This is a genomic window from Bifidobacterium sp. AGR2158, assembly GCF_000424225.1.
GTDB lineage: Bacteria > Actinomycetota > Actinomycetes > Actinomycetales > Bifidobacteriaceae > Bifidobacterium > Bifidobacterium anseris.
In genome coordinates, this window is sequence record NZ_AUJM01000013.1 from 359,055 (window position 1) to 384,143 (window position 25,089).

The 25,089-nt window shown below is 64.8% G+C and carries 24 protein-coding genes and 1 rRNA gene; 9 read left to right on the forward strand and 16 right to left on the reverse strand.

Annotation, left to right across the window (positions count from 1 at the left end; genetic code table 11):
• Nucleotides 1–5: 5 nt before the first annotated feature.
• Nucleotides 6–872: a YlbL family protein gene (locus G606_RS0106205; protein ID WP_165778671.1), complete on the reverse strand. Its 867-nt coding sequence runs from the start codon at nucleotides 870–872 to the stop codon at nucleotides 6–8.
• 109 nt (nucleotides 873–981) lie between these two features.
• Between G606_RS0106205 and G606_RS0106210 the strand changes: the two genes are divergently transcribed.
• Complete coding sequence (locus tag G606_RS0106210; RefSeq protein WP_026645231.1) at nucleotides 982–2,481, forward strand: zinc-dependent metalloprotease; 1,500 nt, start codon at nucleotides 982–984, stop codon at nucleotides 2,479–2,481.
• A gap of 20 nt (nucleotides 2,482–2,501) precedes the next feature.
• Here the strand turns inward: G606_RS0106210 and G606_RS0106215 are convergent, their stop codons facing one another.
• Complete coding sequence (locus G606_RS0106215) at nucleotides 2,502–3,992, reverse strand: ATP-dependent helicase (RefSeq protein ID WP_101671082.1); 1,491 nt, start codon at nucleotides 3,990–3,992, stop codon at nucleotides 2,502–2,504.
• Nucleotides 3,993–4,107: 115 nt separating this feature from the next.
• Here G606_RS0106215 and G606_RS10140 point away from each other — a divergent pair, with 115 nt between their 5' ends.
• Complete coding sequence (locus G606_RS10140) at nucleotides 4,108–5,679, forward strand: phosphotransferase (protein ID WP_423734389.1); 1,572 nt, start codon at nucleotides 4,108–4,110, stop codon at nucleotides 5,677–5,679.
• Nucleotides 5,680–5,805: 126 nt separating this feature from the next.
• Nucleotides 5,806–6,036 (forward strand): DUF3107 domain-containing protein, encoded by a 231-nt coding sequence (locus G606_RS0106225; RefSeq protein ID WP_026645233.1) that lies wholly within the window; start codon nucleotides 5,806–5,808, stop codon nucleotides 6,034–6,036.
• Nucleotides 6,037–6,126: 90 nt separating this feature from the next.
• Here the strand turns inward: G606_RS0106225 and G606_RS0106230 are convergent, their stop codons facing one another.
• Nucleotides 6,127–7,011, reverse strand: coding sequence for a PHP domain-containing protein (locus G606_RS0106230; protein WP_026645234.1), 885 nt, complete (start codon nucleotides 7,009–7,011; stop codon nucleotides 6,127–6,129).
• A 241-nt stretch (nucleotides 7,012–7,252) separates the two neighbouring features.
• Here G606_RS0106230 and G606_RS0106235 point away from each other — a divergent pair, with 241 nt between their 5' ends.
• On the forward strand, nucleotides 7,253–7,885 hold the full coding sequence (locus tag G606_RS0106235; RefSeq protein ID WP_026645235.1) for a vitamin K epoxide reductase family protein: 633 nt from the start codon (nucleotides 7,253–7,255) through the stop codon (nucleotides 7,883–7,885).
• A 108-nt stretch (nucleotides 7,886–7,993) separates the two neighbouring features.
• Nucleotides 7,994–8,326, forward strand: a complete 333-nt coding sequence (locus tag G606_RS10145; RefSeq protein ID WP_026645236.1) for a DUF4190 domain-containing protein — start codon at nucleotides 7,994–7,996, stop codon at nucleotides 8,324–8,326.
• Between the two features lie 67 nt (nucleotides 8,327–8,393).
• Here G606_RS10145 and dapF read toward each other — a convergent pair whose 3' ends face one another.
• Nucleotides 8,394–9,287: a diaminopimelate epimerase gene (gene dapF / locus G606_RS0106245; RefSeq protein WP_026645237.1), complete on the reverse strand. Its 894-nt coding sequence runs from the start codon at nucleotides 9,285–9,287 to the stop codon at nucleotides 8,394–8,396.
• Between the two features lie 144 nt (nucleotides 9,288–9,431).
• On the opposite strand from dapF, the gene murI reads away from it, so the two are divergent.
• Together murI and G606_RS0106255 are read left to right on the forward strand one after the other, a co-directional pair.
• A complete protein-coding gene (gene murI, locus G606_RS0106250) occupies nucleotides 9,432–10,232 on the forward strand; it encodes a glutamate racemase (RefSeq protein ID WP_026645238.1) in 801 nt (266 codons plus the stop codon).
• Nucleotides 10,233–10,246: 14 nt separating this feature from the next.
• Entirely contained in the window at nucleotides 10,247–11,095 is an 849-nt protein-coding gene (locus G606_RS0106255) for a patatin-like phospholipase family protein (RefSeq protein WP_034523781.1), read from the forward strand.
• Nucleotides 11,096–11,195: 100 nt separating this feature from the next.
• Here G606_RS0106255 and G606_RS0106260 read toward each other — a convergent pair whose 3' ends face one another.
• The 11 genes from G606_RS0106260 to G606_RS10155 form a co-directional block, all read right to left on the reverse strand.
• A complete protein-coding gene (locus tag G606_RS0106260; RefSeq protein ID WP_026645240.1) occupies nucleotides 11,196–12,125 on the reverse strand; it encodes an SPFH domain-containing protein in 930 nt (309 codons plus the stop codon).
• A gap of 226 nt (nucleotides 12,126–12,351) precedes the next feature.
• Entirely contained in the window at nucleotides 12,352–13,257 is a 906-nt protein-coding gene (locus G606_RS0106265; protein WP_026645241.1) for a cysteine ABC transporter substrate-binding protein, read from the reverse strand.
• 107 nt (nucleotides 13,258–13,364) lie between these two features.
• A complete protein-coding gene (locus G606_RS0106270; protein ID WP_026645242.1) occupies nucleotides 13,365–14,222 on the reverse strand; it encodes an amino acid ABC transporter ATP-binding protein in 858 nt (285 codons plus the stop codon).
• On the reverse strand, nucleotides 14,215–14,889 hold the full coding sequence (locus G606_RS0106275) for an amino acid ABC transporter permease (protein WP_026645243.1): 675 nt from the start codon (nucleotides 14,887–14,889) through the stop codon (nucleotides 14,215–14,217). Before G606_RS0106275 ends, G606_RS0106270 begins: the two co-directional genes overlap by 8 nt.
• Nucleotides 14,876–15,532 (reverse strand): amino acid ABC transporter permease, encoded by a 657-nt coding sequence (locus tag G606_RS0106280; RefSeq protein WP_026645244.1) that lies wholly within the window; start codon nucleotides 15,530–15,532, stop codon nucleotides 14,876–14,878. Before G606_RS0106280 ends, G606_RS0106275 begins: the two co-directional genes overlap by 14 nt.
• Before the next feature lie 175 nt (nucleotides 15,533–15,707).
• Nucleotides 15,708–16,871 carry a pyridoxal phosphate-dependent aminotransferase gene (locus tag G606_RS0106285; RefSeq protein ID WP_423734388.1) on the reverse strand — a complete coding sequence of 388 codons (1,164 nt, stop codon included), beginning with the start codon at nucleotides 16,869–16,871 and terminating at the stop codon, nucleotides 15,708–15,710.
• 82 nt (nucleotides 16,872–16,953) lie between these two features.
• The gene (locus G606_RS0106290) at nucleotides 16,954–17,613 is read right to left on the reverse strand and encodes a methionine ABC transporter permease (RefSeq protein ID WP_026645246.1); all 660 of its coding nucleotides are present in this window, start codon (nucleotides 17,611–17,613) and stop codon (nucleotides 16,954–16,956) included.
• The gene (locus G606_RS10150) at nucleotides 17,610–18,785 is read right to left on the reverse strand and encodes a methionine ABC transporter ATP-binding protein (RefSeq protein ID WP_051198629.1); all 1,176 of its coding nucleotides are present in this window, start codon (nucleotides 18,783–18,785) and stop codon (nucleotides 17,610–17,612) included. Before G606_RS10150 ends, G606_RS0106290 begins: the two co-directional genes overlap by 4 nt.
• 9 nt (nucleotides 18,786–18,794) lie before the next feature.
• Nucleotides 18,795–19,670, reverse strand: coding sequence for a MetQ/NlpA family ABC transporter substrate-binding protein (locus G606_RS0106300; RefSeq protein ID WP_026645247.1), 876 nt, complete (start codon nucleotides 19,668–19,670; stop codon nucleotides 18,795–18,797).
• A 191-nt stretch (nucleotides 19,671–19,861) separates the two neighbouring features.
• The gene (locus tag G606_RS0106310) at nucleotides 19,862–20,860 is read right to left on the reverse strand and encodes a ketopantoate reductase family protein (RefSeq protein WP_026645248.1); all 999 of its coding nucleotides are present in this window, start codon (nucleotides 20,858–20,860) and stop codon (nucleotides 19,862–19,864) included.
• A gap of 236 nt (nucleotides 20,861–21,096) precedes the next feature.
• Complete coding sequence (locus G606_RS10155; RefSeq protein WP_231371436.1) at nucleotides 21,097–22,551, reverse strand: APC family permease; 1,455 nt, start codon at nucleotides 22,549–22,551, stop codon at nucleotides 21,097–21,099.
• Nucleotides 22,552–22,854: 303 nt separating this feature from the next.
• On the opposite strand from G606_RS10155, the gene G606_RS0106320 reads away from it, so the two are divergent.
• Together G606_RS0106320 and G606_RS0106325 are read left to right on the forward strand one after the other, a co-directional pair.
• On the forward strand, nucleotides 22,855–23,517 hold the full coding sequence (locus tag G606_RS0106320; protein ID WP_026645249.1) for a GNAT family N-acetyltransferase: 663 nt from the start codon (nucleotides 22,855–22,857) through the stop codon (nucleotides 23,515–23,517).
• Nucleotides 23,518–23,758: 241 nt separating this feature from the next.
• Complete coding sequence (locus tag G606_RS0106325) at nucleotides 23,759–24,328, forward strand: 3'-5' exonuclease (RefSeq protein WP_034523783.1); 570 nt, start codon at nucleotides 23,759–23,761, stop codon at nucleotides 24,326–24,328.
• A gap of 445 nt (nucleotides 24,329–24,773) precedes the next feature.
• Here the strand turns inward: G606_RS0106325 and rrf are convergent.
• Nucleotides 24,774–24,890 (reverse strand): 5S ribosomal RNA (rrf, locus tag G606_RS0106330).
• Nucleotides 24,891–25,089: the final 199 nt, after the last annotated feature.

Genomic DNA, 25,089 nt, shown 5'->3' on the forward strand with positions numbered 1-25,089 from the left:
GACCGTCAGTCGACCGTGCAGCGCGGCAGCGAGTCGCCCTTGCCTTCGCCGATCGCGACGAGTGCGCGGTACGCGTCGTCGAGCGTCGAGACCTTGACGTCGCGCAGTCCTTCGGGCACATGCCCGATGACCTCGTCGCAGTTGGCGGACGGCGCGAGGAACCATGTGGCGCCGTCGCGCTTCGCGCCGAGCATCTTGAGATCGATGCCGCCGATCGCGCCAACCTTGCCCTTGTCGTCGATCGTGCCGGTGCCCGCGATCGTCGTCGACGCCGACTCCTCGACCGGCGTGAGCATGTCGACGAGGCCGAGCGCGTACATCATGCCGGCCGACGGGCCGCCGATGTCGTCGACGTGCATCGTCACCTTCGCGCCCTTGACGTCGACGCCGAGCTTCTTGGCGTAGTCGAGACCGGCGGTGGCGGCCGCATCCTGCGAGGAGGTCATCTCCTGCTGCGATTCATGCTCGTACTCCTCGCTCGTCTGTCCGGGCGGGAAGACCGCCTCCTGCGGCATGACGAGCATGTGGGGGTCGGCCCATCCCCACAGCGCCTCGGCGTTCGAGACCGGGTATCCGGGCACGCCGGCGGCGTTGACGGTGACGAGCAGCAGTTTGCCCGAATCCTTGTGGGTCTTCACGCCCGAGACATCGATGACCTTCCGGCCGCCGTTTTCGCCGAGCACGTCCTGCGTCGGCCCGGGCGTCTCGACGACGTAGGCGCTCGGCATCAGCAGAATCACGACGCCGAGCAGCACGGCGAGCGCGCCGACGAGGAAACCGAAGGGACGGCCCCGCCAATGCGCGGCGAGGCGGCGGAACGGTCCGGGGCGTGCGACGTCCTGCGCGGGGTTCGGCTGATTGGGCAACTGCATGTGCGACATGCCTTCCATACTATGGCCGCGGCGGAATTATTTCGGCGTGTCGCGTATTGAGACAGATAGAAAAACGAATCGACCAGACAAGTCATGAAGGGAATCCATGATGGATGAGAACACGCTGCACCAATGGTTCATCGACTGCTTCGGCCCCGTGCAGGGCGAGATGGCGTGGAAGCAGCTCGAGTCGCTGCCCGACCAGATCCGCGAGCAGCTGATGAGCCAGAGCCCCGAAGACCTGCCCGATCCGACGCAGATTCGTGGCATGATGCAGGCCTTCGCCGGCGGCGGCCTCAACTCCTTCGGCGAGATGCAGCAGACGATCGCCGAAGGGCCGATCAACGTCAAGCTGGCGAAGTCGATCGCGCTCCAGCAGGCGAACGACGCCGACAGCGAACGGATCGTCACCGCCGAGGAGGGCAACACGATGCGCCGCGCGATGAGCGAGGTCAATCTGTGGCTCGATACGACGACCAATTTCAATCCGCCGTCTTCACAGGCCGAGGCGCTGACGCGCGCCGGCTGGGTCGAGGGCACGATCGAGCAATGGGCCCAGTTCGCCGCGCCGGTCGCCGCCTCGATGAACGAGGCGCTTGGCGCCGTCATCTCCGACCGTCTCGGCGACGCCTTCGACGGCGAGATCACCGGCATGTTCGCCGGCCCGGTACCGATCCCGATCCCCGAGGGCATGAAGGATCCCAAGCAGCTGATGAAGCTGTTCGCCAACACCTCCTACGCGATGCAGCTCGGCCAGGCGGCCGGCGCGATGTCGAAGGAGGTGCGCGGCAGCTACGACCAGGGCATTGCGCTGCTCAAGAACCCGGCGGGCGGCCTCATCATGCAGAACGTTGACGAATACGCGCACTCGCTCGAGATCGACGCGGCCGAGGTCGCCGAGTTCATCGCGTTGCGCGAACAGGCCTATGCGCGCCTCTACGCGACGGTGCCGTGGCTGATGCCGCGCTTCGCCGCGCTCATCGGCAAGTACGCGCGCGGCATCACGATCGACCTCGACGCGATGGAGGAGCAGCTGCGCGGCGCCTCGTCGCTCGACCCGGAGTCGCTCTCCGGCGCCGTCAACCTGTCGAACGTCGGCCTGACGACAACCGACGAGCAGAAGGAGACGATGCATTCGATCGAGACACTGCTCGCGCTCGTCGAAGGCTGGGTCGACTGCGTCGTGTGGCGTTCCGGCATGGCGCATCTGCCGCATCTCGAGCAGCTGCGCGAGATGATGCGCCGCGAGCGCGCCGTCGGCGGCCCCGCCGAACTGACCTTCGAGAACCTGCTCGGCCTGCAGCTGCGTCCGAAGCGCACGCGCGAGGCCGCGCAGCTGTGGGAGCGCATCACCGCCGAGCAGGGCGTCGAGGCGCGCGACGCGATGTGGGGGCACCCGGACCTGCTGCCGAACCTGCCCGACGAGACCGACACGGCCGAGGCGAGCGCATCGAAGGGCGAGCGCATCGATTGGGACGCCGAACTGAGCCGTCTGCTTGACGACACCGATGACACCGCCGATGCCGACGACGCAAACGACACCGGCACCGACACCTCCGCCGGCGACACGAACGCCGACGACCATCCCGCCGATGGCGACGCGCAGTAGCACCGGCTGACAGCGGATCTTCAGCGAAGGAAGCGGCTTACGTCCCTGACGAAGCCGCTTTCCTCGTTCATGCGGCGCGCATAGGACAGATGGAGCGCGTCCTCGGCGCGCGTCACGCCCACATAGAGCACACGGCGCTCCTCCTCGAGCGTCGTCGGATCGTCGGAGGCATGGAACGGCATCAACCCGTCGGACAGCCCGACGAGGAATACGTGCTTGAATTCGAGACCCTTCGACGCGTGAATCGTGCTCACCGTCGCCCTGCCGCTGCGCGCGCCGGCCGCGTCGTCGATCGCGGACGCGTCGGCCGGCGGCGCCTCCGCGATCGCCGACTGCTGCCAGCCGGCGTCGCGGCGCACCTGATATGCCACGCCGACCTCGCGCAGCGCGCGCACGAAAGGCGCCTGCTGGCCGTTGATGCGCGTGAGCACTGCGCAGTCGGCGGCGCGTCCGCCTTGCGCGACGATGCCGCGGATTGCCGCGGCAACGGCGCGCGCCTCCTCGGCATCGGTGCCGTAGATCGCACTCGTCACGCGCGGGCCGCCGTCACGCACGGCGCGCAGCCGCAGATAGTCGTCGCGCTCCGGCGAACGCGAGAGCACACGGTTCGCGAGCGCGATGACCGGAGGCGTCGAACGGTAGTCGCGGCTCAGTTCGATGTTCGCGGCGAGTGGCGCGAACTCGCGTTCGAAATCGTCGAGATAGTAGCTCGTCGCGCCCGCGAACGAGTAGATCGTCTGCGCCGGGTCGCCGACGACGCAGATGTCGCGGTTGCCGCCGAGCCATCCGCGCAGCAGCCGGTGCTGCAGCGGCGACACGTCCTGGTATTCGTCGACGGTGAGCCATCCGATGCGTTCGCGGATGTGCGCGGCCGTCTCGGGGAAGGCGTCGAGCACATGCGCGCACATGAGCAGGATGTCGTTGAAGTCGATCTGCAGGCGCGCCGTCTTCTCGAGTTCGTACTGCCCGTAGACGTCGGCGAAGCGGCGCGCGTCGAGCTGCGCGGGCGGCTCGCGTCGCGTCGCCGCGCAGACACGTTCGTAGTCGTCGGGTGCGATCAGCGAGACCTTGCACCAGTCGATTTCACGTTCGACGTCGAGCGCGGCTCGTCGTTCCGGCTCGCGGTTGAGCGCGCGCACAAATGCCTGCGCGACGAGGTCGGTGCGGCGTTCGGCGAGCTGCGGGAACGGCCCCTCGCACAGTTCGTTCCACACTTCGCGCAGCTGCGCGAGCGCGGCCGAATGGAAGGTCGCGACGTGCACGCCGTCGACGCCGAGCGCCGCGATCCGTTCTCGCATCTCGTTCGCCGCCTTGACCGAGAACGTCACGGCGAGCGTCGCGCCGGCACGCCATGCACCCGTCGCGCACGCGTAGGCGATGCGCCGTGTGATCGTGCGCGTCTTGCCGGCGCCGGCGCATGCGATGATGCGGACCGGCCCCTCCACGCTCGTCGCGGCGCGCCGCTGCGCGTCGTCGAGTCCGTCGAGAATCTCCTGCGCTGATGCCTGCATGCCGACCATTGTGCCACGGGGCCGGTCGGTCCTCTGCCGCCGTGTGGCGACGGACGCCCGCGGAACGTTGCAATGCTTGTGTTTGTGCGTCGGCTTGTACGCTCCGCATGGAAAAATGGCCGCTGTGAGTGAACGAAGCAATCTGATGTTGGCGGCCTTGGCCTCGGCGGCGATGCCGGATGCGGCCGTCGTCGGCGTGCGCGCCAGCGAACAGGAGAACGACACGGATGCGCAGGCCGGCATCGACCAGGCCGTCGTGCAGGATCTGCGCGGCCATCTCTACAATGTCTATGCGACCGACGGCGCGGCGGGCAAGCGTCGTCTCGCCGGCCGCGTGCGCGCGGCGCAGGTCGTCGAACGCGCGCGCGAACTCGCCGGCCTTGGCTTCTCCACCGACCGCGTCGTCGCGTTCCAGCCGGGCGGTGACGACCCCGAGCGCGCGTCGGTGCTCGTCACCTCCCATCCGGAGGGCGTCGCCCGTTCGCTCGAACTGCTCACGCTCGACGACTGTGCGTCGGTGGGCACGGCGATCGGCGCCGTGCACCGGCTGCGCCCGACCTTCCTCACCGAATCCGGCTATCCCTCGTACACGACCGGCCAGATCCGCGCACAGCTGACATCGTGGATCAAGCGGCTGCGTCAGGCCGGCCATGTGCCCGGCGAGATCACCGACAGCTGGACGCGCATCCTCGAAACCGAAGGCCTGTGGTCGTTCATGACGTGCCCGGTGCACGGCGGCTACGCCGACGGCGATTTCATCTTCTCCGGTTCGACGATCACGACGATCACGAACTGGCAGGCGATGCAGATCAACGATCCGGCGCGCGACCTCGCCTGGATCTTCTCGAAGCTCGACGAAACGCATCGCAACGCCGTCATCTCCTCCTACGGCCGCATCCTCGGCAACCGTCTCGACGACCTCATCATGCTGCGTGCGAACCTGTGGGTGCAGATGGAGCAGGTCGGCGACTTCCTGCAGGCGCTCGCGCAGGGCGACAACGCGCGCATCATGCAATTCAAGGCGCAAGTCGATCATCTCGCCCAGCAGCTCGGCGCGACGATGCACCGCACGCGCGGCTACGACACAGCCTCCGGCGCGCATCCGAGCACCGTCACCGTGAACACGCTCCTGCGCGAGGACGAGGCCCGGCGACGCCAGGCGGCCGCCCCGTCGAGCACGCAGCCGGCGTCGGCGTCGTCGATCTTCGATGTGACCGACGAACGTGACATCACCGGCGGCGCGGCGCAGGCCGTGCGCCAGCCGGTCGGCGACGACCGCACCGACTCCCATCCGATCGACGCGATCGGCGTCGTCGACGCCGACGACACGGCGTCGCGCCAGATCGCGGCCTCGTCGAGCGAGACAATCGTCATCGGCATCGAGGAACGTGGGGACACGACCGGTCAGGCGCATGCGGTCGGCGCGCAGTCCGCACAGTCCGCCGCCGCGAAGTCGTCGAACGGTCCGGAGGCGCAGACGCTGCTCATCCCGCTGCTCGAACGCGAGGAGCAGGCGATGCGCGACGCGCAGGCCGGCCTCGATCAGGGCGGCAGCGCCCAGACAGGCTCCATGAGTGTCCCGGCGCAAGTCAACACAGCACAGACCAACACAGCGCAGACTCACACGACCCAGCCGACGCATCCGGCGACCGGCGACGGTTCCTCCCCCGCCCACACGCAGGGCTGAAACACGTATTCGCCGCCTATTCCCCGCGTATTCCATGCGCGTAGCGCGATGGCATGCCACGGACGATCTGCCGTAGAATGCTGTACACCGTAAGGACAGCGATCATCAGGACCTAAGGAGCATCATATGGAAATCGAACTCGGCGTCCAGAACGTCACGCGTCCGGTCACGTTCAACTCGGACGAGCCGGCGGAGCAGATCGAGCACACGATCGCGCAGGCGCTCGAACAGCACGCACCGATCGTGCTGAGGGACAACAAGAGCCGCCGCTTCATCGTGCCGGCCGACGCGCTCGGCTATGCGATCATCGGCTCCGAGACGCGTCACGCCGTCGGCTTCGGCGCGCTCAGCGACTGATTCCAACTCCAAAAAAGGGGCGGCGGATTCGCAGAACACTGCGGATCCGCCGCCCCTCAGCGTATTTTTACCTATTTCCGCAGCCGTCTGCTATTTCCACAACGAAATCGCGCCGCGGCGCACGATCTCGGCGACCGTCGCGTCGTCGGTCAGGCCTTCGCCGAGCTTGTTCGGTTTGCCTTCGCCGTGCCAGTCGGAGCCGCCAGTCACGAGCAGCCCGTAGCGTTCGGCGAGGCCGAGCAGTCGCACGCGCTGTTCGGGAGGGTTGCCGCGGTGCCACACCTCGAGACCGTCGAGTCCTTCCTCGACCAGTCGCGCGATCTGCTCGTCGGACAGCAACGTCCTGTTGCGGCTCGGGTCGGCGGCGTGCGCGACGACGCTGACGCCGCCGGCCTCGCCGACCGCGCGCACGACGTCGGCCGTGCTCGGCGACGGCGTCGGAATGTAGTACTTGCTGTGCGAGCTGATCGCGTCGGCGAACGCGGCGGAACGGTCCGGATAGACGCCGGCCGCGACGAGCGCGTCGGCGATGTGCGGACGTCCTATCGTCGTCTGTTCGCCCTCCTTGACCTGGGCGAGCACATCGTCCCAGTCGATCGGAAAATCCTTCGCGAGCAGCGCGACCATCTTCTTCGTCCGAGCGAGCCGCGCCGCGCGCGTCGAACGGAACAGGTCGCAGATGCGCCGGCTGCGCGGATCGTACTGGTAGGCGAGCATATGCACGGAGATGTCGCCGTCCTGCGCCGTGATCTCGGTGCCGCGCACGAGCGGCAGTCCGAGTTCGCTTGATGCCTGCTGCGCCTGCGACCAGCCGGCCGTCGTGTCATGGTCGGTGATCGCCACGCCGTGCAGTCCGATCTCCTTCGCGCGCCGCACGAGCTCATGTGGAGTCTCCGTGCCATCCGAGAACACCGTGTGACAGTGCATATCCCATCCGCTCGTCGGCGGTGTCATCGCAATCGCTACCTTCGCCATACCTCCATCGTAAACGCTTGACGGCCGCAGGACGCGTTGTTGCGTCGAAATCGCCGATTCACCCCATCCATTCCACATTCGGTACACTGTTCCACAGCGGCGCATGGTCATCGCACGCGCCGAGGAGCATGCCCGACGCAACGAGGAGGACATCATGCAAACGAACCGGCAGCAGCACACCCAATCATCCGACCACCCACATCAGAGGATGGCACAACCCGGTGTCACCGTCCCCAAGAGCATGGCGGCACCGGGCGTCACCGACATGCCCCACGGCTGGCGTCACGGTTCCACATGGCTGTATCTCGTCATGCTCGCCGCCTCCGGAATCGCCCTCGTCGTCTCCTTCGTGCTGTCCGCCGAAACGCTGCAGATGGCGCGCGAACCTGGCAAGCTGCTGTCGTGCGACGTCAACGCCGTGCTTTCGTGCTCGGCCGTCGCCGACTCATGGCAGTCGGAGATCGTCAAATTCGCCGGCCTGAGCTACCCGAACGCGTTCTTCGGCATCGCCGCCGAATCGGTGTTCTGCACGATCGCCGTCATCGGGCTTGCACGCATGCGCATGCCGCGCTGGTTCGCCGCCTGCACGTGGTTCGGCTCCCTCGCCGCGCTCGCCTACTCGTATTGGCTGACCTCGCAGTCGCTGTTCGTCATCAACGCGCTGTGCCCGTGGTGCCTCGTGCTGTGCTTTGCGACGACGATCCAGTTCATCGCCGTCAGCCATGCGACCGTCACCGTGCAGGGGCTGCCGGCTCGCGCCGCCGGCCTGCGCACCTACTACCGGCTCAATTTCGATCTGATGGCCGACGCCGTCTGGATCGTCGCGCTCGTCACGCTCATCCTCGTCAAGGACGGCACCTACCTCTTCGTCTGAGTGCGTCTGATTTCGTCTGAGCTCATCCGAGTCCGTCCGACTCGCCGATTTCTGACGATTTTGAGCCGATTGCCTCACTTGTCCCGCCGCTGATTGCCAAGGAGTCTGATGTCCACGCCGATTCCGCCGGGTCGCCCGGCCTCCCCCACTGTGCCGCCTCCCGCGCCGTTCGCCGTCCCGCCCCGCGCTCCTGAACGCTGGAGCGTCTTCGCGATCGTCGGCTTCATCTGCGCGTGGGTGCTGCCGCCGGCCGGCCTCGCCTGCTCGATCGTCGCGCTCTCGAGAATCGCCGATGACCGTACGCTGCGCGGCCGCGGCCTGGCGATCGCCGGCATCGTCGTCAGCGCCATCGCGTTGCTCGTCGCAATCGCCATCATCGCCTATTTCATCTGGTTCGGCCTGATGTTCATTCCCTACGGCATGCAGCTGCGTGCAAGCTGAACGAAGCGGCCGTTGCCTTCCGGATATGTCAGAGGCAACGGCCGCTCGTATTATTTCAGCATCTTCTTCAGAGCATCTCGACTTTCGCGACGATCGCCGCCGGCCCGGTCAGCATGACGTCATCGCCGGTCACGTCGACGTCCACCTTGCCGCCGCGCACGGTGATGCGCCAATGGTTGACGCCGGTCTTCGCATGCAGCACGACGGCCGTCGCGCACAGTCCGGTGCCGCAGGACAGCGTTTCGCCGCAGCCGCGTTCGAACACGCGCATCGTCGCCTCGCCGTGGTCCTCACCGGCGTCGATCTCGTCAATGCGCACGAATTCGACGTTCTGCCCCTCGTCGATTGCCGGCGTGACGACGGGAGCCGTCTCGAGATCGATGTCTTCGAGCACCGGCAGCGTACTGAACGCGTCCTCGACGACGGTCACGATGTGCGGATTGCCCATGTCGACGAAGGTGCCCTTGCCCTCGCCGTCCGAACCGTCCACTGTCACGACGTGCGCGTCGATGTCGCCGATCTTCCATGCGCCCATGTCGACGCGGAACAGATGCGTGCCCAGTTCATCGTCGTCCGCCACCGGCGTGAGCGTCTTGATGCCGGCGCGCGTGCCGAGCTTGAGCGGATCGTCGCCGTCGATGCCCTGCATCGTGCGGATGAACAGCGCCGTCGCGCGCGAACCGTTGCCGCACATCTGCGCAGTCGACCCGTCGGCGTTGCGGTAGTCCATGAACCACTCGACGCCGCCGTCGGCGCAGGCCTTGAGCTCCTCTTCGCTGATGTCCTTGACGTACTGCGGCCTCGTGACGCGAATCAGGCCGTCGGCGCCGATGCCGAAGTGCCTGTCGCAGATCGCCGCGATCTCCTTGGGCTGCGGATCGTAGGCGCCGTCCTTGTCCTCGAACATGACGAAGTCGTTGCCCGTGCCCTGCGCCTTGTATACCGTCGTTGCAATGCTCATACGCCTCACTGTACCCGCACAGCCACCCCGTTCGATTCCCCGATGCGCGTAGCGACACATATGGCAATGCGCGCCGCTTCGTATAATGACGCGTGTCAGGCGCGTCCCCCGGCGCGCACAACAGCTCTGTCAGGAGGCAGCATCATGGCTTCGTCGGCCCCGATCGGCGTGTTCGATTCCGGCTTGGGCGGCATCTCCGTCGTCCGCGAGATCCGGCGTGAGATGCCGCACGAGCGCATCGTGTTCTTCGGCGATTCCGCGCACGCGCCCTACGGCACGAAGACGCCGGAACAGGTGCGCGCACTGTCCGAACGCATCGTCGAGAATCTGCTCGCGCAGGACGCGAAAGCGATCGTCATCGCCTGCAACACAGCCACGTCGGCCGCCGCCGCCGCGTTGCGCGAACGCTACGACCTGCCGATCATCGGCATGGAGCCCGCGCTCAAAGTCGCCTGCGACCGTGGCCACGGCAAGCGCCAACGCGTCATCGTCGCCGCCACGCCGCTGACGTTGCGGGAACGCAAGTTCGCCGCGCTCATGCACCGTTTCGAATCCGACCACACGATCTTCCCGCAGCCGTGCCCCGACCTCGTCCGCATCGTCGAGGAGGGCCGTCTTGGCGACCACGACCTCGTCATGCGCACGCTCCACGGCTACTTCGACCGCTACGACCTCGATTCAATCGACGCCGTCGTGCTCGGCTGCACGCATTTCATCTTCTACCGCGACTACTTCCGCGAACTGCTGCCCGACGGCGTCGCGATCATCGACGGCAACGCCGGCACCGTCCACCATCTCGACGTCATCCTCGAATCCCTCGGCAAGCTCGCGCCCGAGACGGCCGAAGGTTGCGTCACATTGGAGAACTCCGATCCGTCGCCGCGCGTCGCCGCGCTCGCCGAGGAACTGCTGGAAACCGGCGGCGAAGGCGGTCAGCGGGCCTGACGTACAATGCTCAAATGACCAACAGCACAGCAATCATCGATGTCGGCGGCGGCTTCCGCGCGATCTTCGGCGCCGGAGTCCTCGACCGCTGCCTCGACGAAGGCATCAGCTTCGACCACGCCTACGGCATCTCCGCCGGCAGCGCAAACCTCGCGTCGTTCCTCGCGGGGCAGAACACGCGCGCGCACCGCTTCTACACCGAGTACGCGTTCCGCAAGGAATACGCGAGCATGGACGCCTATGTGCGCACCGGCAACTATTGCGACCTCGACTACGTCTACGGCACGTTGAGCAACCATGACGGCGAGAATCCGCTCGACTACGAGACCTTTGCCGCGAATCCGACCGACTTCACCGTCGTCGCCGCCGACGGTGTCACCGGCGAGCCGCACTATTTCACGAAGCACGACATGCGTTACGACGACTACACGATTCTCAAGGCGTCGTCGGCCGTGCCGGTCGCCTGCAAGCCGGTCGTCATCGACGGCGTGCCGTATTTCGACGGCGGCATCGCCGACCCGGTCCCGGTGCAGCGCGCCGTCGACGCCGGTTACGACCGCATCGTCGTTGTGCTCACGCGCCTCAAGGACGTGCTGCGCGAACAGCACAAGGACGTCGCGCCGGCGAAGCTGCTCTCACGCTCGTATCCGGCCGCCGCCGAAGCGCTGCTCAACCGCTACCGCACCTACAACGACGAGGTCGCGCTCGCCAAACGCTACGAGCAGGAGGGCCGCGTGCTCATCCTCGCCCCGGAGGATCTCTACGGGCTGTCGACGATGTCGAAGACCTACGAAGGCCTCGAGCGCATGTACCGCGCCGGCTATGCGGCGGCCGAGCCGATCGCCGCGTTCCTCGCCTCCTGAGCGCTGCATAGACGCGTCGACCGCAGATGACAGTGGGGTCCGCAAGCCGATGGCTTGCGGACCCCACTGTCATCTGCGTGTCACATGCGGCGGACGCTTATCAGATGCGCGGTGCCGGAGGCATCGTCGTCGGCGCGTCCTCCTGCGCGGTGAGCATCGCGTTCGTCATCTGCTCGTACAGGTCACGGTAGCCGCCCGGCGTCGACGCCGGCAGCACGACGGTCTTGCCGTTCGGCGAATCGGACAGCGAACGCAGCACGTCGAGGTACTGGTTGAACAGCACGACGTTGTTCACTTCGGTGATGTCCATGCCGACGGCCTGCAGGCTCTTGATCTGGTCGACGATGCCGGTCGCAATCTCGCGGCGGTAGTTCGCCTGACCTTCACCCTGCAGACGCACCTTCTCGGCCTCAGCGGCCGCCTGCGTCTCGATCTGGATGCGCTGCGCCTCGGCGCGCTGACGCGTTGCCTCCTTCTCGCGCTGCGCGGCGTTGATCGAATCCATCGCCGCCTTGACGGCCGGGCTCGGGTCGATCGACGTGATCAGCGTCTTGACGACGGTGAAGCCGAAACGCGCCATCTCGGCGCCGACGGTCTGCTGCACGTCCGCGGCGACCGAATCCTTCTTCGCGAAGGCGTCGTCGAGCGTGAGCATCGGGATCGCGCTGCGCAGCGCGTCCTCCATGTAGGCGCGCAGCTGGCCCGCCGGGTCGCGCAACTCGTAGTACGCCTTCGCCACGTCGGTGGCGTTAACGCGGTACTGCGTGCTCGCGACGATCTCGACGAACACGTTGTCGAGCGTCTTCGTCTCAATCTTGACGTTGAGCTGGCTCACGCGCATGTTCGTCTTCATCGCGATCTGGTCGACGAAGGGGATCTTCACATGGATGCCAGCGAAGGTCACCTTCTTGAACTTGCCGAAGCGTTCGATGATGTAGGCCTGCTGCTGCGGCACGATGTAGCACGAGCAGCACAGCACGATGAGCAGCAGGACGGCGATGACGATCAGGGCGATGGTGCCTGGGGTCATGGTGGTTCCTCATTTCCTGTGCCCGCGCGGGCACAACGATTTCCACGGTAGCGTACGGCCACCGCCCGCCGCCGCGCGATTCCGGGAGCCGGACAGGGCGGCACGAACGGTATGTCGCCGCACATGAACGGCCCCGCGCATCCGACAATCGGATGCGCGGGGCCGTTCGGACCTGTTCATGCAGACCCATGCGGGACGTATGGCCACCCCGATGGCGGCTTGGGGGTCACTTGTCGAGTTCGCCGCTTTCGACGACGATGTCGTCGGGGTTGACTTCGTCGCCGTAGACCGGCTTGAGCGTCTTCTCGAAGTCCTTGTGGAAGAAGTTCTCCTTGCCGAGCTTGACGATCTCGTCGTTGATGTAGTCGAGCAGCTGCGTGTTGCCCTTCTGCACGGCGGCGGCGATGACGTCGACGTCGCCGAGGTCGGTGACGCCCACCTTGAAGCCCTTGTTGGCCTTCGCCCACGCGAGCACCTCGGTGTTGTCGGTGCTCATCGCGTCGCCGCGGCCGTCGAGCAGCGCGTTGTAGGCGTCCGCGTACTGGTCGTACTTGAGCAGCTTGATCTCCGGATGGTTCTTCTCGAAGTAGGTCTCCGCCGTCGTGCCCTTCGCGACGATGAGCGTCTTGCCCTTGAGCTGGCTGACGTCGGTGATCTCATGGTTCTCCGGCGAGACGATGCCGAGCGAGACCTTCATGTACGGCTTCGAGAAGTCGACCTTCTCGGCGCGCTCGGGCGTTTCGGTGAAGTTCGCGAGCGTCACGTCGACCTTGTTCGACGCGAGCACGTCGACGCGGGCCGCCGGGTCGACCGACGTGTACACCGGCTTGACGCCGAGTCCCTTGGCGAGCGCCTCGGCGAACTCGATGTCGTAGCCGGCGTACTTGCCGTCCTGGTCCACGTAGCCGAAGGGCGCCTTGTCCGAGAAGACGGCGACGCGCAGTTCGCCCGACTTCTTGATCTCGTCGAGCGTGCGCGCCTTCGCTGTCGAGGTGTTCGACGTATCGGAGGAGCCGGCTTCACTCGGCGTGGACGCGGACGGACCGCATGCCGCGACCGCCGTCATCATCATGACGGCGGCGCTGACCGCCGCGATCGCCTTGCCCAGCTTGTTGAAAATGGATGAGCTCATCTGCGTTCCTTTCCGTGCTCTTCCGTTGTTGGTGGTTGCCAAATCTTTGATGTCGTCTCGTTCGCGCGCACGCGTTCACGAGACGCCGTGCGCATCGGACGCCCCGCTCACGAGGCGTCGAAATCCTTGAGTTCGCGCTCGGCCTCCCGGTTGCGGTGGCGTTCGAAGTCGAAGGAGTGCAGGAACTCGCGGGCGCGTTCGGTCTTCGGATGCGTGAAGAACTCCGCGGCGTTCGACGAGCGCTCCTCAATGCGTCCGTCCGCGAGCAGGATCACGCGGTCGGCAATCGCGCGCGCGAAGCTCATCTCATGCGTGACGATGAGCATCGTCTGTCCGGCGTCGGCGAGTTCGACGACGACTTCGAGCACCTCGTGCACCATCTCCGGGTCGAGTGCCGCCGTGATTTCGTCGAGCAGCAGGATCTCCGGATGCAGGATCAGCGCGCGGCAGATCGCGACGCGCTGGCGCTGGCCGCCCGAGAGCTCGTGCGGCTTCGCGTGCGCCCGGTCGGCAAGATGCACGCGTTCGAGCAGTTCGAGCGCTTCGCGCTCCACTTCGTCCTTCTTGCGTTTCTGCACGAGCAACGGCGCCATCGTGATGTTGCCGAGCACGTCCTTGTTCGGGAACAGGTCGTAGCTTTGGAACACCATGCCGAACTTCGTGCGCAGCTCCTCGCTGCGCTTGACGCGTCCGCTTTTCTCGTTGCCGGGCTTGCCGGTCTCGATGACTTCGCCGTCAAGAGCAATCGTGCCGCCCTGGATCGGCTCGAGTCCGGCAATCGTGCGCAGCAGCGTCGATTTTCCCGATCCCGAGGGTCCGACGATGACGAGCACGTCGCCTTTGGGCACCTCGAAGGAGATGCCGTCGAATACGTTCGCGTCGGCGTCCGCGTAATGCTTGCGCAGGTCGGTCACCTTGAGCGCGACCGTCTCCTCATGCTTGTTGCGCTGCGTCGTTTCAGTCATTCGTCCACCTTTTCTCCAGTGCATGCGCCACGAGCGACAGCGGCCAGCACACGATGAAGTACATCAGGAAGATCACGCCGTAGACCCACAGCGTGCCCGTCGGATATTGGAAACGGTTCGCGTCGATGATCTGCTGGCCGACCTTGATCACCTCGACGACGCCGAGCAGCACGGCGAGGGACGTCGTTTTGACGATGCGCGTCGCGAGGTTGACCGAGCCCGGTAGCAGCCGGCGCACGGCCTGCGGCAGGATCACATGGACGAAGGCCTGCCAGTTGCTCAGTCCGAGCATGTACGCGGTCTCGTGCTGCACCTGCGGGATCGACTGCAGCGCGCCGCGCGTCAGGTCGCCGAGCTCGGCGCCGCCCCACAGGATGAAGACGAGCACGCAGGCACCGGTCGCGTCGAGGTTCCAGTTCCATGCGCGCGCGATGCCGTAGTATGCGATGAACAGCAGCGCGAGCTGCGGCATGATGCGGATGAAATCAAGGTAGACGCGCATGATGAACCGGATGATCGGATTGCGCAGCGTCATCAGCCATCCGCAGATGAGCCCGACCGGCACGCTCAGCGCGACCGAGACGGCGGCGATCCAGATCGTCACCCACAGGCCCTGCAGCAAGCGCGGAAAGACGCCCGGTTCGAGCAGGATGTTAGCGCCTTGCATAGTCGAACCTCCTCTCGAGCCAAGTGCCGAAGATCGAGATCGGCAGCAGGATGATCAGGTAGGTCACGATGAGCATGAACAGCGCCTCGTAGGTGTCATAGGTGATGCCCATCAGGTCCTTCGCCATGTACATGACGTCGGCGAGCGCAATCGCCGAGACGACCGACGATTCCTTGATCAGGAAGATGACGTTCGCGACGATGCCCGGCGTCGCCACGCCGATTGCCTGCGGGATGACGACGTGCACGAGCGTCTGCCGGCGGTTGAAGCCGAGCATGTACGCGTTCTCGCGCTGGATCTGCGGCACCGCCTGCAGTCCCGCGCGCATCGATTCGGCCATGTACGAGCCGCCGAGGAATCCCAGGCCGATGATTGCGCACATCTCCGCCGACCAGACGAAGCCGAGCTTCGGCAGGCCGAAGTACAGGAAGTACAACTGCACGAGCAGCGGCGTGTTGCGGCTGATCTCGATGTACACGGCGACGATCTGCCGCAGTACCGGTATGCGCGCCGTCTGTATCGCCGCGCATACGACGCCGGTGATGATGGCGAGCGCGATGCCGAACACGGAGATGAACAGCGTCATCCACGCGCCGTTCACGAAGAACGGAGCATATCGCTCGATGAACGACCAGTCGAGCATCCGCTGATTCCTCCTTCGCCGCCATCGGGTTCAGTCTGTGACGACTTCCCGAGAGTGTGACCGATGATTGTTGCCAAACCACATGATATTCCACTATGTGGCTATTGATTATGGACGTCATGCCGTGCGGTGTCCCTGTGCCACGCGACGGATGACTTGCGCCGATGATCCGACGTCAACAACACCGGCCGATGCGCGCGACGGCATCGACGAGACGTTCGCGGGGCTGCAGCAGGCTCAGGCGCACGTGATCGGCGCCGACTTGGCCGAAGCAGGAGCCGGGCAGCACGGCGACGCCGGCGTCTTCGAGCAGCTCGTCGGCGAAACGGTCGCCGTCGAGGCCTTCGGGTGCGCGCATCCACACATACAGTCCGCCTTGCGAATCGAAGAGATCATAGCCCAGTCCGCGCAGGCCGTCGGCGACGACGGCGCGGCGGGCGGCATACCGCGCCGCCTGCCGTGCCACGCTGCCCTGGTCGCTTTCCAGGGCGGACGCGCCGGCGTCCTGTACGAACGAAGTGATCATGGAACCCATTTGATAATGGAATTTCCTCGCCACGTCAACCACCTGTTCACTACCGGCGATAAATCCGGCCCTCCATCCCGCCATCGCGTACATCTTCGACAGCGAGCACACCTCGATTGCCCGTTCGTCGACGCCGACGGCCTCCAGCAGGCTCACCTGCTGCTCACGCACGCCGAGGCCGGCGTAGGCGAAGTCGTGCAGCACGATGAAGTCGTGGCGGTGCGCGAGTTCAATCGCCCGGCGGAAGAACGATGCCGGCGCCTGCGCGCCGGTCGGATTGTTCGGATAGTTGAGCACGAGCACGCGCACGTCGTCCCACACGCGTGCCGGCACGGCGTCGAGGTCGGGCAGCCATCCGAGTTCGGCGCGCGCCGGCAGCGGCAGCTCGCGAGCGCCGCGCAGCGCAGCCATGCAGTGATACGACGGATAGTAGGGATCAGCGAAGGCGACCGTGTCGCCGGCGTCAAGCAGCACACTGAACAGCGTCGCCAGACCGTCGACGGCGCCTTCGACGGCGAACAGCTCGCGCGCCGGGTCGAGCGTCACGCCGTGCTCGCGCGCGTACCATCCGGCAGCCGCCTCGAGGAATCGCCGCTTGCCGTCGAACGGCGTGTAGCGCGCGTTGAGCGGGTCGTCGACGCCCTCGCGCGCCGCGTCGCGGATGAAGGCTTCAGGAAAACCGTCCGGATTGCCTTTCGACAGATCAATGACGTCGACGCCAGCGGCGCGCGCGGCCGCCACCTTCCTGTCCATCCTTTCGAAGACGTTCGCCGGCATCTGCTCCGTCACCGCTGCGAATCGCAATTGCACCATCGATGTTCCTTTCCTGTTGCTGTCGTCCATTGAGCCGTCCGCTGCCGCCATCGTCCGCGGTGCAGCCGCCTGCGCGCGCCGCTCAATGCGTGACCTTGAGCGCAATGCGGTCGCCGACCCATTGGATGAGCTGCACGACGGCGACGAGCAGCAGCACGACGGCGACGAGCACGCCGGTCTCATAGCGGTTGTAGCCGTATTGAATCGCCAGATCGCCTATGCCGCCGGCGCCGATCGTGCCGACCATCGCCGAATAGCCGAGCAGGGAGATGATCGTCAGCACGATGCCGCGGATGAAGCCGGGCAGCGCCTGCGGGAACACGGCGCCGAAAATGATCTGCCGCACTGGCGCGCCAGTCGATATCGCCGCCTCAAGCAGACCGTCGTCCACTTCCTGAAACGCGCTTTCGGCGACGCGCGCGAAGAACGGAATCGCCGCGATCGACAGCGCGATCGCGCCTCCCGCCGGCGTGTACGGATCGCCGATGATCAGCTGGATGAGCGGAATCAGCACGACGAGCAGGATGAGGAACGGCATCGAACGAATCGCGTTGACGACGAATCCGACGGCTTCGTTGACGATCCTGTTCGGCGTGAACAGCCGGTGCTGCGTGAGGAACAGCAGAATCGCGAGCGCTGTGCCGAACACGACGCCGACGAGCGTCGCGATGCCGACCATCGCGAAGGTGTCCCACAGCGCCTGCCCCAGATTCTCCCTGAGGATTTCGGTCGTCTCGTTCATGCGAGCACCTCCTTATGTGCGTCGCCGTCGTATGCGACACCGTCATATGCGTCGGACGCTGCCGCCGGCGGCTTCGCGTCGTATGCGTCGTCCACGAAGATCGCGTCGACGCTCGCTCCTATGTCGTCGTTGAGCGCGACGCTCAGTTCGCGCGCATCGGCGACGCGCGAACTGAGCTCGTCGATCGCCGCCTGCACGACGAACGCGCCCCGCTGCCCTTCCTGCCGCGCGCTCACGAGCACGATAAGCGTGCCGATCGCCTGCGTGCCGAAGTAGCCGACGTTGCCGTGCAGCACGTTGATCGACACTTCGAAACGCCGTGAGACGTCGCTGATGAGCGGTTCGAACGCGCCTTCGTCCTTGTACCGCAGTTCGATGAGGCGTCCCGACGGCAGCTGCGGCACGAGCTGTCTGGGAATCGCGACGCCGAGATAGCGTTCGACGAGCGCGCGCGTCGTCTCGTGGCGCGGCGAGCCGAACACGTCAATCGTCGTGCCCTGTTCGACGATGACGCCGTGTTCCATGACGGCGACGTGGTCGAAGATCGCCTTCGCGACGTCGAACTGATGCGTAATGAAGACGATCGTGACGCCGAGTTCGGCGTTGATGCGCTTGAGCAGCGCGAGGATCTCCTCGGTCGTCTCCAGGTCGAGCGCGCTCGTCGCCTCGTCGCACAGCAGGATGCGTGGATGGTTCGCGAGGGCGCGCGCGATCGACACGCGCTGCTTCTGCCCTCCGGATAGCTGCGACGGGTAGCTGTCGATCTTCTCCTCAAGCCCGACGAGCCTGAGCAGCTCCTCGATGCGCGGCCGGCGTTGCGCCTTCGGCACATGCGCCGCCTTGAGCGCGAACGCGATATTCTGCGCGACGGTCACGTTGTCGATGAGGTTGAAGCTTTGGAAGACGAAGCCGATGCCGCTGCGCAGTTCGCGCAATGCCGCCCCGCGCAGCGTCGTCACGTCGCGTCCGTCGATGACGACGCGGCCCGACGTCGGTCGCTCGAGCAGGTTGATCGTGCGTACGAGCGTCGATTTGCCGGCTCCCGAGAAGCCGACGATCCCGAAGATCTCGCCTTCCTCGACGTGCACGTTCGCGTGGCTGACGGCCTCGACGAGGCGTCCGCCGTGTTCGAAGACGACCGAAACGTCGTCCAATGTGATGATGTCCGCCATTGTCTCCCCTTATTCGTTCCAGCTCGCCGGCTTGCCGAAGTCCTTGAAGCGGCTCGCGGCGATCGCGCTCTTGAATTCGTCGCTGTCGAGCAGTTCGCCGACGGTCTTCGCGAAATGCGTGTCCTTGTTCGTCCCGGCGATCGCGAACACCTCGATGACGCCGTCGTCCTGCCGTTCGAGCGCGAGCGCGTCCTTCGGGTCGAGCCCCGCCGCCCACGAATAGTTACCGGGCACGAGCGCGACGTCGACGGTGTCGAGCGACCGCGCGAGCTGCGCCGCGTCGATCGGCTTGATGTTCAGGTGCTTGGGGTTGTCGGCGATGTCGTTGACCGACGCCTTCGTCGCGTCGATGCCGTCCTTGAGCGTCACGAGCTTGTTCTGCTCGAGGACGCCGAGGCTGCGTGCGAGGTTCGACCCGTCGTTCGCGACCGCGACACTCGCGCCGTCGGCGATGTCGTCGATCGACGTGAACTTCTTCGAGTAGACACCGAGGCCGAGCGTCGGCGTCTGCCCGAGCGACACGAGGTCGAGGTTGTTGTCGGCGCTGAACTTCTTCAGATAGTTGCCGTGCTGCATGAGGTTCGCGTCGATCTTGCCGCTGGCGAGCGCCTTGTCCGGCTGCACGTAGTCGTTGAAGGTCTTCGTCGTCAGTATGTAGCCGTCGTCCTTGAGGAGCGGCGCGATGACCTCGTCGATCATCTCCCCGTACGGCCCGGGGCATACGCCGACCGTGATCGTCGTCGTCTTGCCGTCCTTCGGCGTCGGGATCTGCTCGGCCGATGCGCTGCGCGCGCCGCCGCATGCGCTGTTCGCGATGATGACCGCGCCGGCGAGCACGGCGGCCGCCGTGCGGATGAGTGTGTGGATGCGCTGCTTCGTCGTCATGATGGTTGTCGTCTCCTTGATGATGCTTGCTCAGATGATGATGTTCATATGCGTCGTGTTGTTCCACGTGACGTTTCACGATTGATTTCGAGTGCGTTCGCACTTGGTTGTGGGCGCGTTCACCCAAGCCGCCGCAGGCCGTGTGCCACGCAGCGGCCGTGTCGATGGCCGTTTTGTGCGTTGCCGCCCTCTCAGCGGCCGTTGATCGCCTGCTGTGCGGCGATGTCGGGATGGTGGATCGCGAACGCATGCTCGGCGAGGTGCACTTCGTGCGTCACGAACTCATGGAGTGGGCACGGCGCGCCGTGTTCGCGTCCGAGGCGCGCGATGTAGCCGTTGATGTAGTCGACTTCGGTCGGGCGGCACCTCGTAAGGTCCTGATACATCGACGGATAATGCAAAGGGTGCGCGACCGCGGCCGTATGCATTATCGTCTCCACCTCGCTTTCCCTCGTGCCGAGCAGCGTGATGCCGGCGTGTTCCGCCGCCGTGTACGCTTCGTCGACGAGCCTGCGCGTCAGGACCGGCGCGCTTGGGTGTTCGGCGAATTCACCGAAACGAATCTCGTACATCGTGCACAACGTGTTGAGCACCGAGTTGAACACGATCTTCGCGAAGCACATGCCAAGGAAATGCGGCACGATCGTCGGATTGAGCGTCGCCGTCTGGAAATCGCGGTACAGCGCGAGTTCGACGGGATCATCGGCGGCGTCGTGGCCGTCGTACGCGCACATGTGCATCGCCTTCGCATGCGCGCCCCCGGTGAAGTTGAAATCGCCGGGACCGTAGACGTATGCGCCGATGAGCGCTGTGCCGCCATAGATACGGTCCTTCGCGAAGTACTGCGCGAGCTGTTCGAAGTGGCCGTAGCCGTTCATCGCCGAGAACACATGATGGCGTGGGCGGATGCGTCCGCCAACGCGCGCGAGGAGCTCGGGGAGCTGATGCTGCTTGACGAAGACGATCCACACATCGGGGTCGCCGTCGTACTCCTCCGGGTAGTACACGTCGATTGGCACGAGGTGGCGACCTTCGCCGTCCTGCGACACGGACGCGCCGCCCTGTGCGCGTATCCGTTCGACATTTGGCGTCCACGCGTCGATGAAGTCGACGTCGGCGTGCGCGTGCTCCTGCAGCAGCACGCCGTACTGGATGCCCATGCCGCCGGCTCCAAGGATTGCGTATTTCATGTGCCGTACCTCCTTGCCGATGTCGATTATCCGAATGCATTGTTCGTCCGTGCGCAGACCTCCGTGTGCCTGCCTGACACACTGTACGGCACTTCACAAGCCGAAACGACGGCGTCGCTATAGCAAAAATCGATACGATGCTCAACATGCGCGCGAACACACCAATCAATCAGAAAAACAAGCGCCGCCACGACGAAATATCGTGGCGGCGCTTGTCAAATATGGCAAGGGTACGCTCAGGCGACCTTGCGTTCGAGGTCCATCGTGCGATGCATCCCCTTCGTCCACACGAGATAATAGACGATGCCGAGCGCCGTCCAGATCAGGCCGACGATCCAGACGGTCCATCCCAGCGAGACGAAGATGACGAAGGTCACGATCGCGCCGATGAGCGGGCACAGGATCGTACGCCAGAACGAACGGCCGCGGTAGCCGCGCGCCTTGATCCCCAGTCCCCAGATGACGACGATGTTGAGCATGCAGTAGGTGGACAGCGCGCCGAAGTTGCTCACCTTCGCCGCCGTGTTCTGGCCCATGAAGATGAACACGAAGATGAGCACGAGGTTCACGATGGCCGTGAACAGCGTGGCACCGACCGGCACGTTCGTCTTCTTGTCGAACTTCGTCAGGAACTTCGGCAGGCCGCCGTCGACGGCCATCGTGTACATGAGGCTCGAGATCGCCGTCATGCCGGACAGCGACGTGAACAGGCCGAGCGCAAGCGCATTCGCAACGGCGCAGACGACGCCGAGCCACTTGCCGGCGAGTCCGGCCACTTCATAGAAACCGCTGTTCTGGTTCGCCTGCAGGATGTTGCCGGAGGGGTCCATGCACATCGTCAGGAAGCTCATCGACATGTACAGGAAGCCGAGGATGAGGACGATGATGATCATCGCCTTGCCCGGTGCCTTCTTCGGACGCACGCACTGGTCGTCGAGCGTGACGATCGAGCCGAATCCCACATAGGACAGCGCGCACAGCGAGACGGCGCTCATCATCGCGCCCATGTCAAACTTCGCGGGGTTGAAGAACGCCGTGCCGGAGAAGTGCGCGATCTGCGGATGCCTGCACACGTAGATGACGCCGAAGACGAAGAACAGCGCGAGCACGATGAGTTCGGCCGCGAGCGCGAGCTTGTCGACGAGGACGGTGGCGCCCATGCCGCGCATCGCAATCGCCGTGATGATGACGAGGAAGCCGACGCACCACGCCCATACTGGCACATGCGGCAGATACTCATGCAGCGCGTTCGCCGCCATGAGCAGCATGATCGCAGGCGTGATCAGATACTGCAGGATCATCAGCCATCCGACGATGAAACCGACGCCATCGTTCATCTCATGCGACGCGTAGATGTAGATGCTGCCGCTTGACGGGAACAGCGGCACCATCATGCCGAAGGACAGCGCCGTGAACAGCATCGCGACCATCGCGATGAGGTAGGCGATCGCCGGCATGCCATGGGAGACGGAGGCGACCGATGCGATGATCGAGAACGGTGCGATCGGCACCATGAAGATCATGCCGAAGACGATGAGATCCTTCGTCGTCAGCGTGCGTTTGACGACCGATTTCGTGGCGGTCGCCTGAGAGCCGTTGACTTTGCCCTGCTTCCCCGCCGTCGTGACGGCGGATCGTCCTGTGCCTTGTGCGTTGCCGGCCATGATTCCCTGCTCCTTCATATCGGTCATATCGGTGACGTTCCCGCATGTGCGGCGTCATGTCTGGGGCGGCCGCATCCGCGACGCGTATCGTGCGCGGCGAGGGTGGATGGCGCGCCACCGGGTCCTCCCGGCGAGGCATGACCGTTCTACGTGCAATATAACTCGCCTGCCGGTGGCCGGTTCCCCGCGCTCGTGGTTTTCCCTCACAGCGTCGAAAACATCGAAGCCCACATCCGGGCTACCGTCTCCGGCGGCTGCCGTGTTCGTCCACGCTGAACAAAGGCCGTCCTGACGGCGTTGTTGACTATGCCTTGAGAGACGATGGTGTTCATGTTTGTGCGTCATGCAACTTTGGACGATCTCGATGCGCTTTCCAGTATCGAATCGGCGTGCTTCCCGCCCAAGGAGGCCGCGGACATCGAGAGGCTCGCGAACCGCATCGAAACGTATCCGGAGCATTTCTGGCTGCTCGTCAACCCGGACGCCGACGCATCGGACGCCTGCTTCCCCGCGCATCTCGCCGACGGCATGCTCGTCAGTTTCATCAACGGCATGACGACCGACGACGCCGACCTGACCGACGCGATGTACGAGCAGGCCGATCTGCATGACGAGAACGGCTCATGGCAGATGATCCTCGGCGTCGATACGGCGCCTGTCTATCAGCATCGCGGCTGCGCGGCCTATCTGATGCGCCGCGTCATCCTCGATACGGCGATCGCGCACCGTGCCGGCATCGTGCTCGCCTGCAAGGAGAAGCTCATCGACTTCTACCAGGGCTTCGGCTTCGTCAACGAAGGCCCGAGCTCTTCGACGCACGGCAACGCGACGTGGTATCAGATGCGACTGCGGCTCAAATGTCAGCCCAACGACGAGGATCATGACGAGGTCTATGACATCACGGCGAGCAACATCCGCAAGGCGATGGAGGAGACAACGTCGTATATGGACCACGGACACACGGTCACCTCGCAGTTCCCGGTGCTCAAATAGTCGTCCGCGCGCCGACGGCCGGATTGCGGACATCGCTTCCCGGAGTGCGGAACGACCGTCCGCACAGCGTCTCCGATTGCGAACACCTTGCAAATAAACCGAAACGTCTGAGGCATCCTCGACGGCTTTGCATTAGACTCGGCACTAGAAAAACAACATGGGAGCAGCGCACGACCGATCCCCGTGCAAGGTAGTCGACGGGAGGATCGCGGGGTGCGTTGGATATCAGAGAGGAATCACGATGTCCGTAGTCATTCGGCCAGCCGAACGCCTACCGAAAGATTACACGGCGCTCGATCTGGAAACGACCGGCCTGAGCGCGCAGCGTGATCGCATCACCGAAATCGGCGCGGTGAAGATCCGCAACGGCAGGATCGTCGACACTTTCGAGCAGCTCATCGATCCGGGCACGCTCATCACGCCCAACATCACCCGACTGACCGGCATCACCAATGAAATGGTGGAGGGGATGCCGTCGATCGAAGCCGTGCTCGGCTCGTTCATCGATTTCCTCGAGGACGACATCGTCATCGGCCACAACATCCGTTTCGACATGGGCTTCCTCGCCGAAGCCGAACATCGCACGTTGGGCTTCACGAACAATTTCATGCGTCCGACGCTTGACACGATGACGATCGACAAACATCTGTTCCCTTCAGAGCGGCATCGTCTCGTCGATCTGATTCAGCGCTACGGCATCTCCGACATCGAAGAGCACCGTGCGCTTTCCGATGCGACGCAGACCTACCAGTGCCTGGAGTGGCAGCGTCGTTACATCTCCTGCGATACCGCCGTCCTCCCCCAGAACTGACGCGCACTCATCGGTGTCGGCGCGGATCTCCTTGACGAGCTCCGCGCCGACACCGTCATATATTGACTCTGCTGTGTGTCGCTGCTGCGCATGCCGGTGTTCTCCGTATTCTCTGTTGCATACCACCGCATATGCCTCTGCCGCCCATGGTTTCGTCACGTGTCTCGACAACGTCGATGCCGCCAACCGTGTCGATTCCCGCTTGTGCACGACGACTACACGCGAATACCTATCGAGGCCTGTGATATGGGCATGACTGTGGAAGCAGATGCCGATCTGTGTGCTGGGATACGGAAAGGCCCCGGTCGAGGCTGTTCGTCTCGCCGGGGCCTGTCGCGTGCATGTGGATGCCGCATATATGGTAAAGCCCGCCGTGTGGGTGGGCTGTGGAAGTCGCCGGATATGTGAAAGCCCACCGTGTGGTGGGCTTTCGTGTGAAGTGTGGGTGCGGCGGCGTGCTACTCTCCCACACCCTGTCGGGTGCAGTACCATCGCCGTGCCAGGTCTTAGCTTCCGGGTTCGGAATGGGACCGGGCGTCTCCCCTGGGCTGTGACCGCCGCAAGACTGTATTGTGTTATTCATGGTCGACCCCCGGGTGGGGGTTGGTGGGTGGTTCGGGGACCGGATGGTGGACGCGGGCGCAGGTGTTCGTATGGAAGGAACGGGTGTTCGTTGCGGTTTCGTGTTGATGCTTGTATCGTGTGACTCCCTGTATCGGTTGTTCCGGTGCGCGTGTGCGCGCGACGTGTCCGGTGGGGGT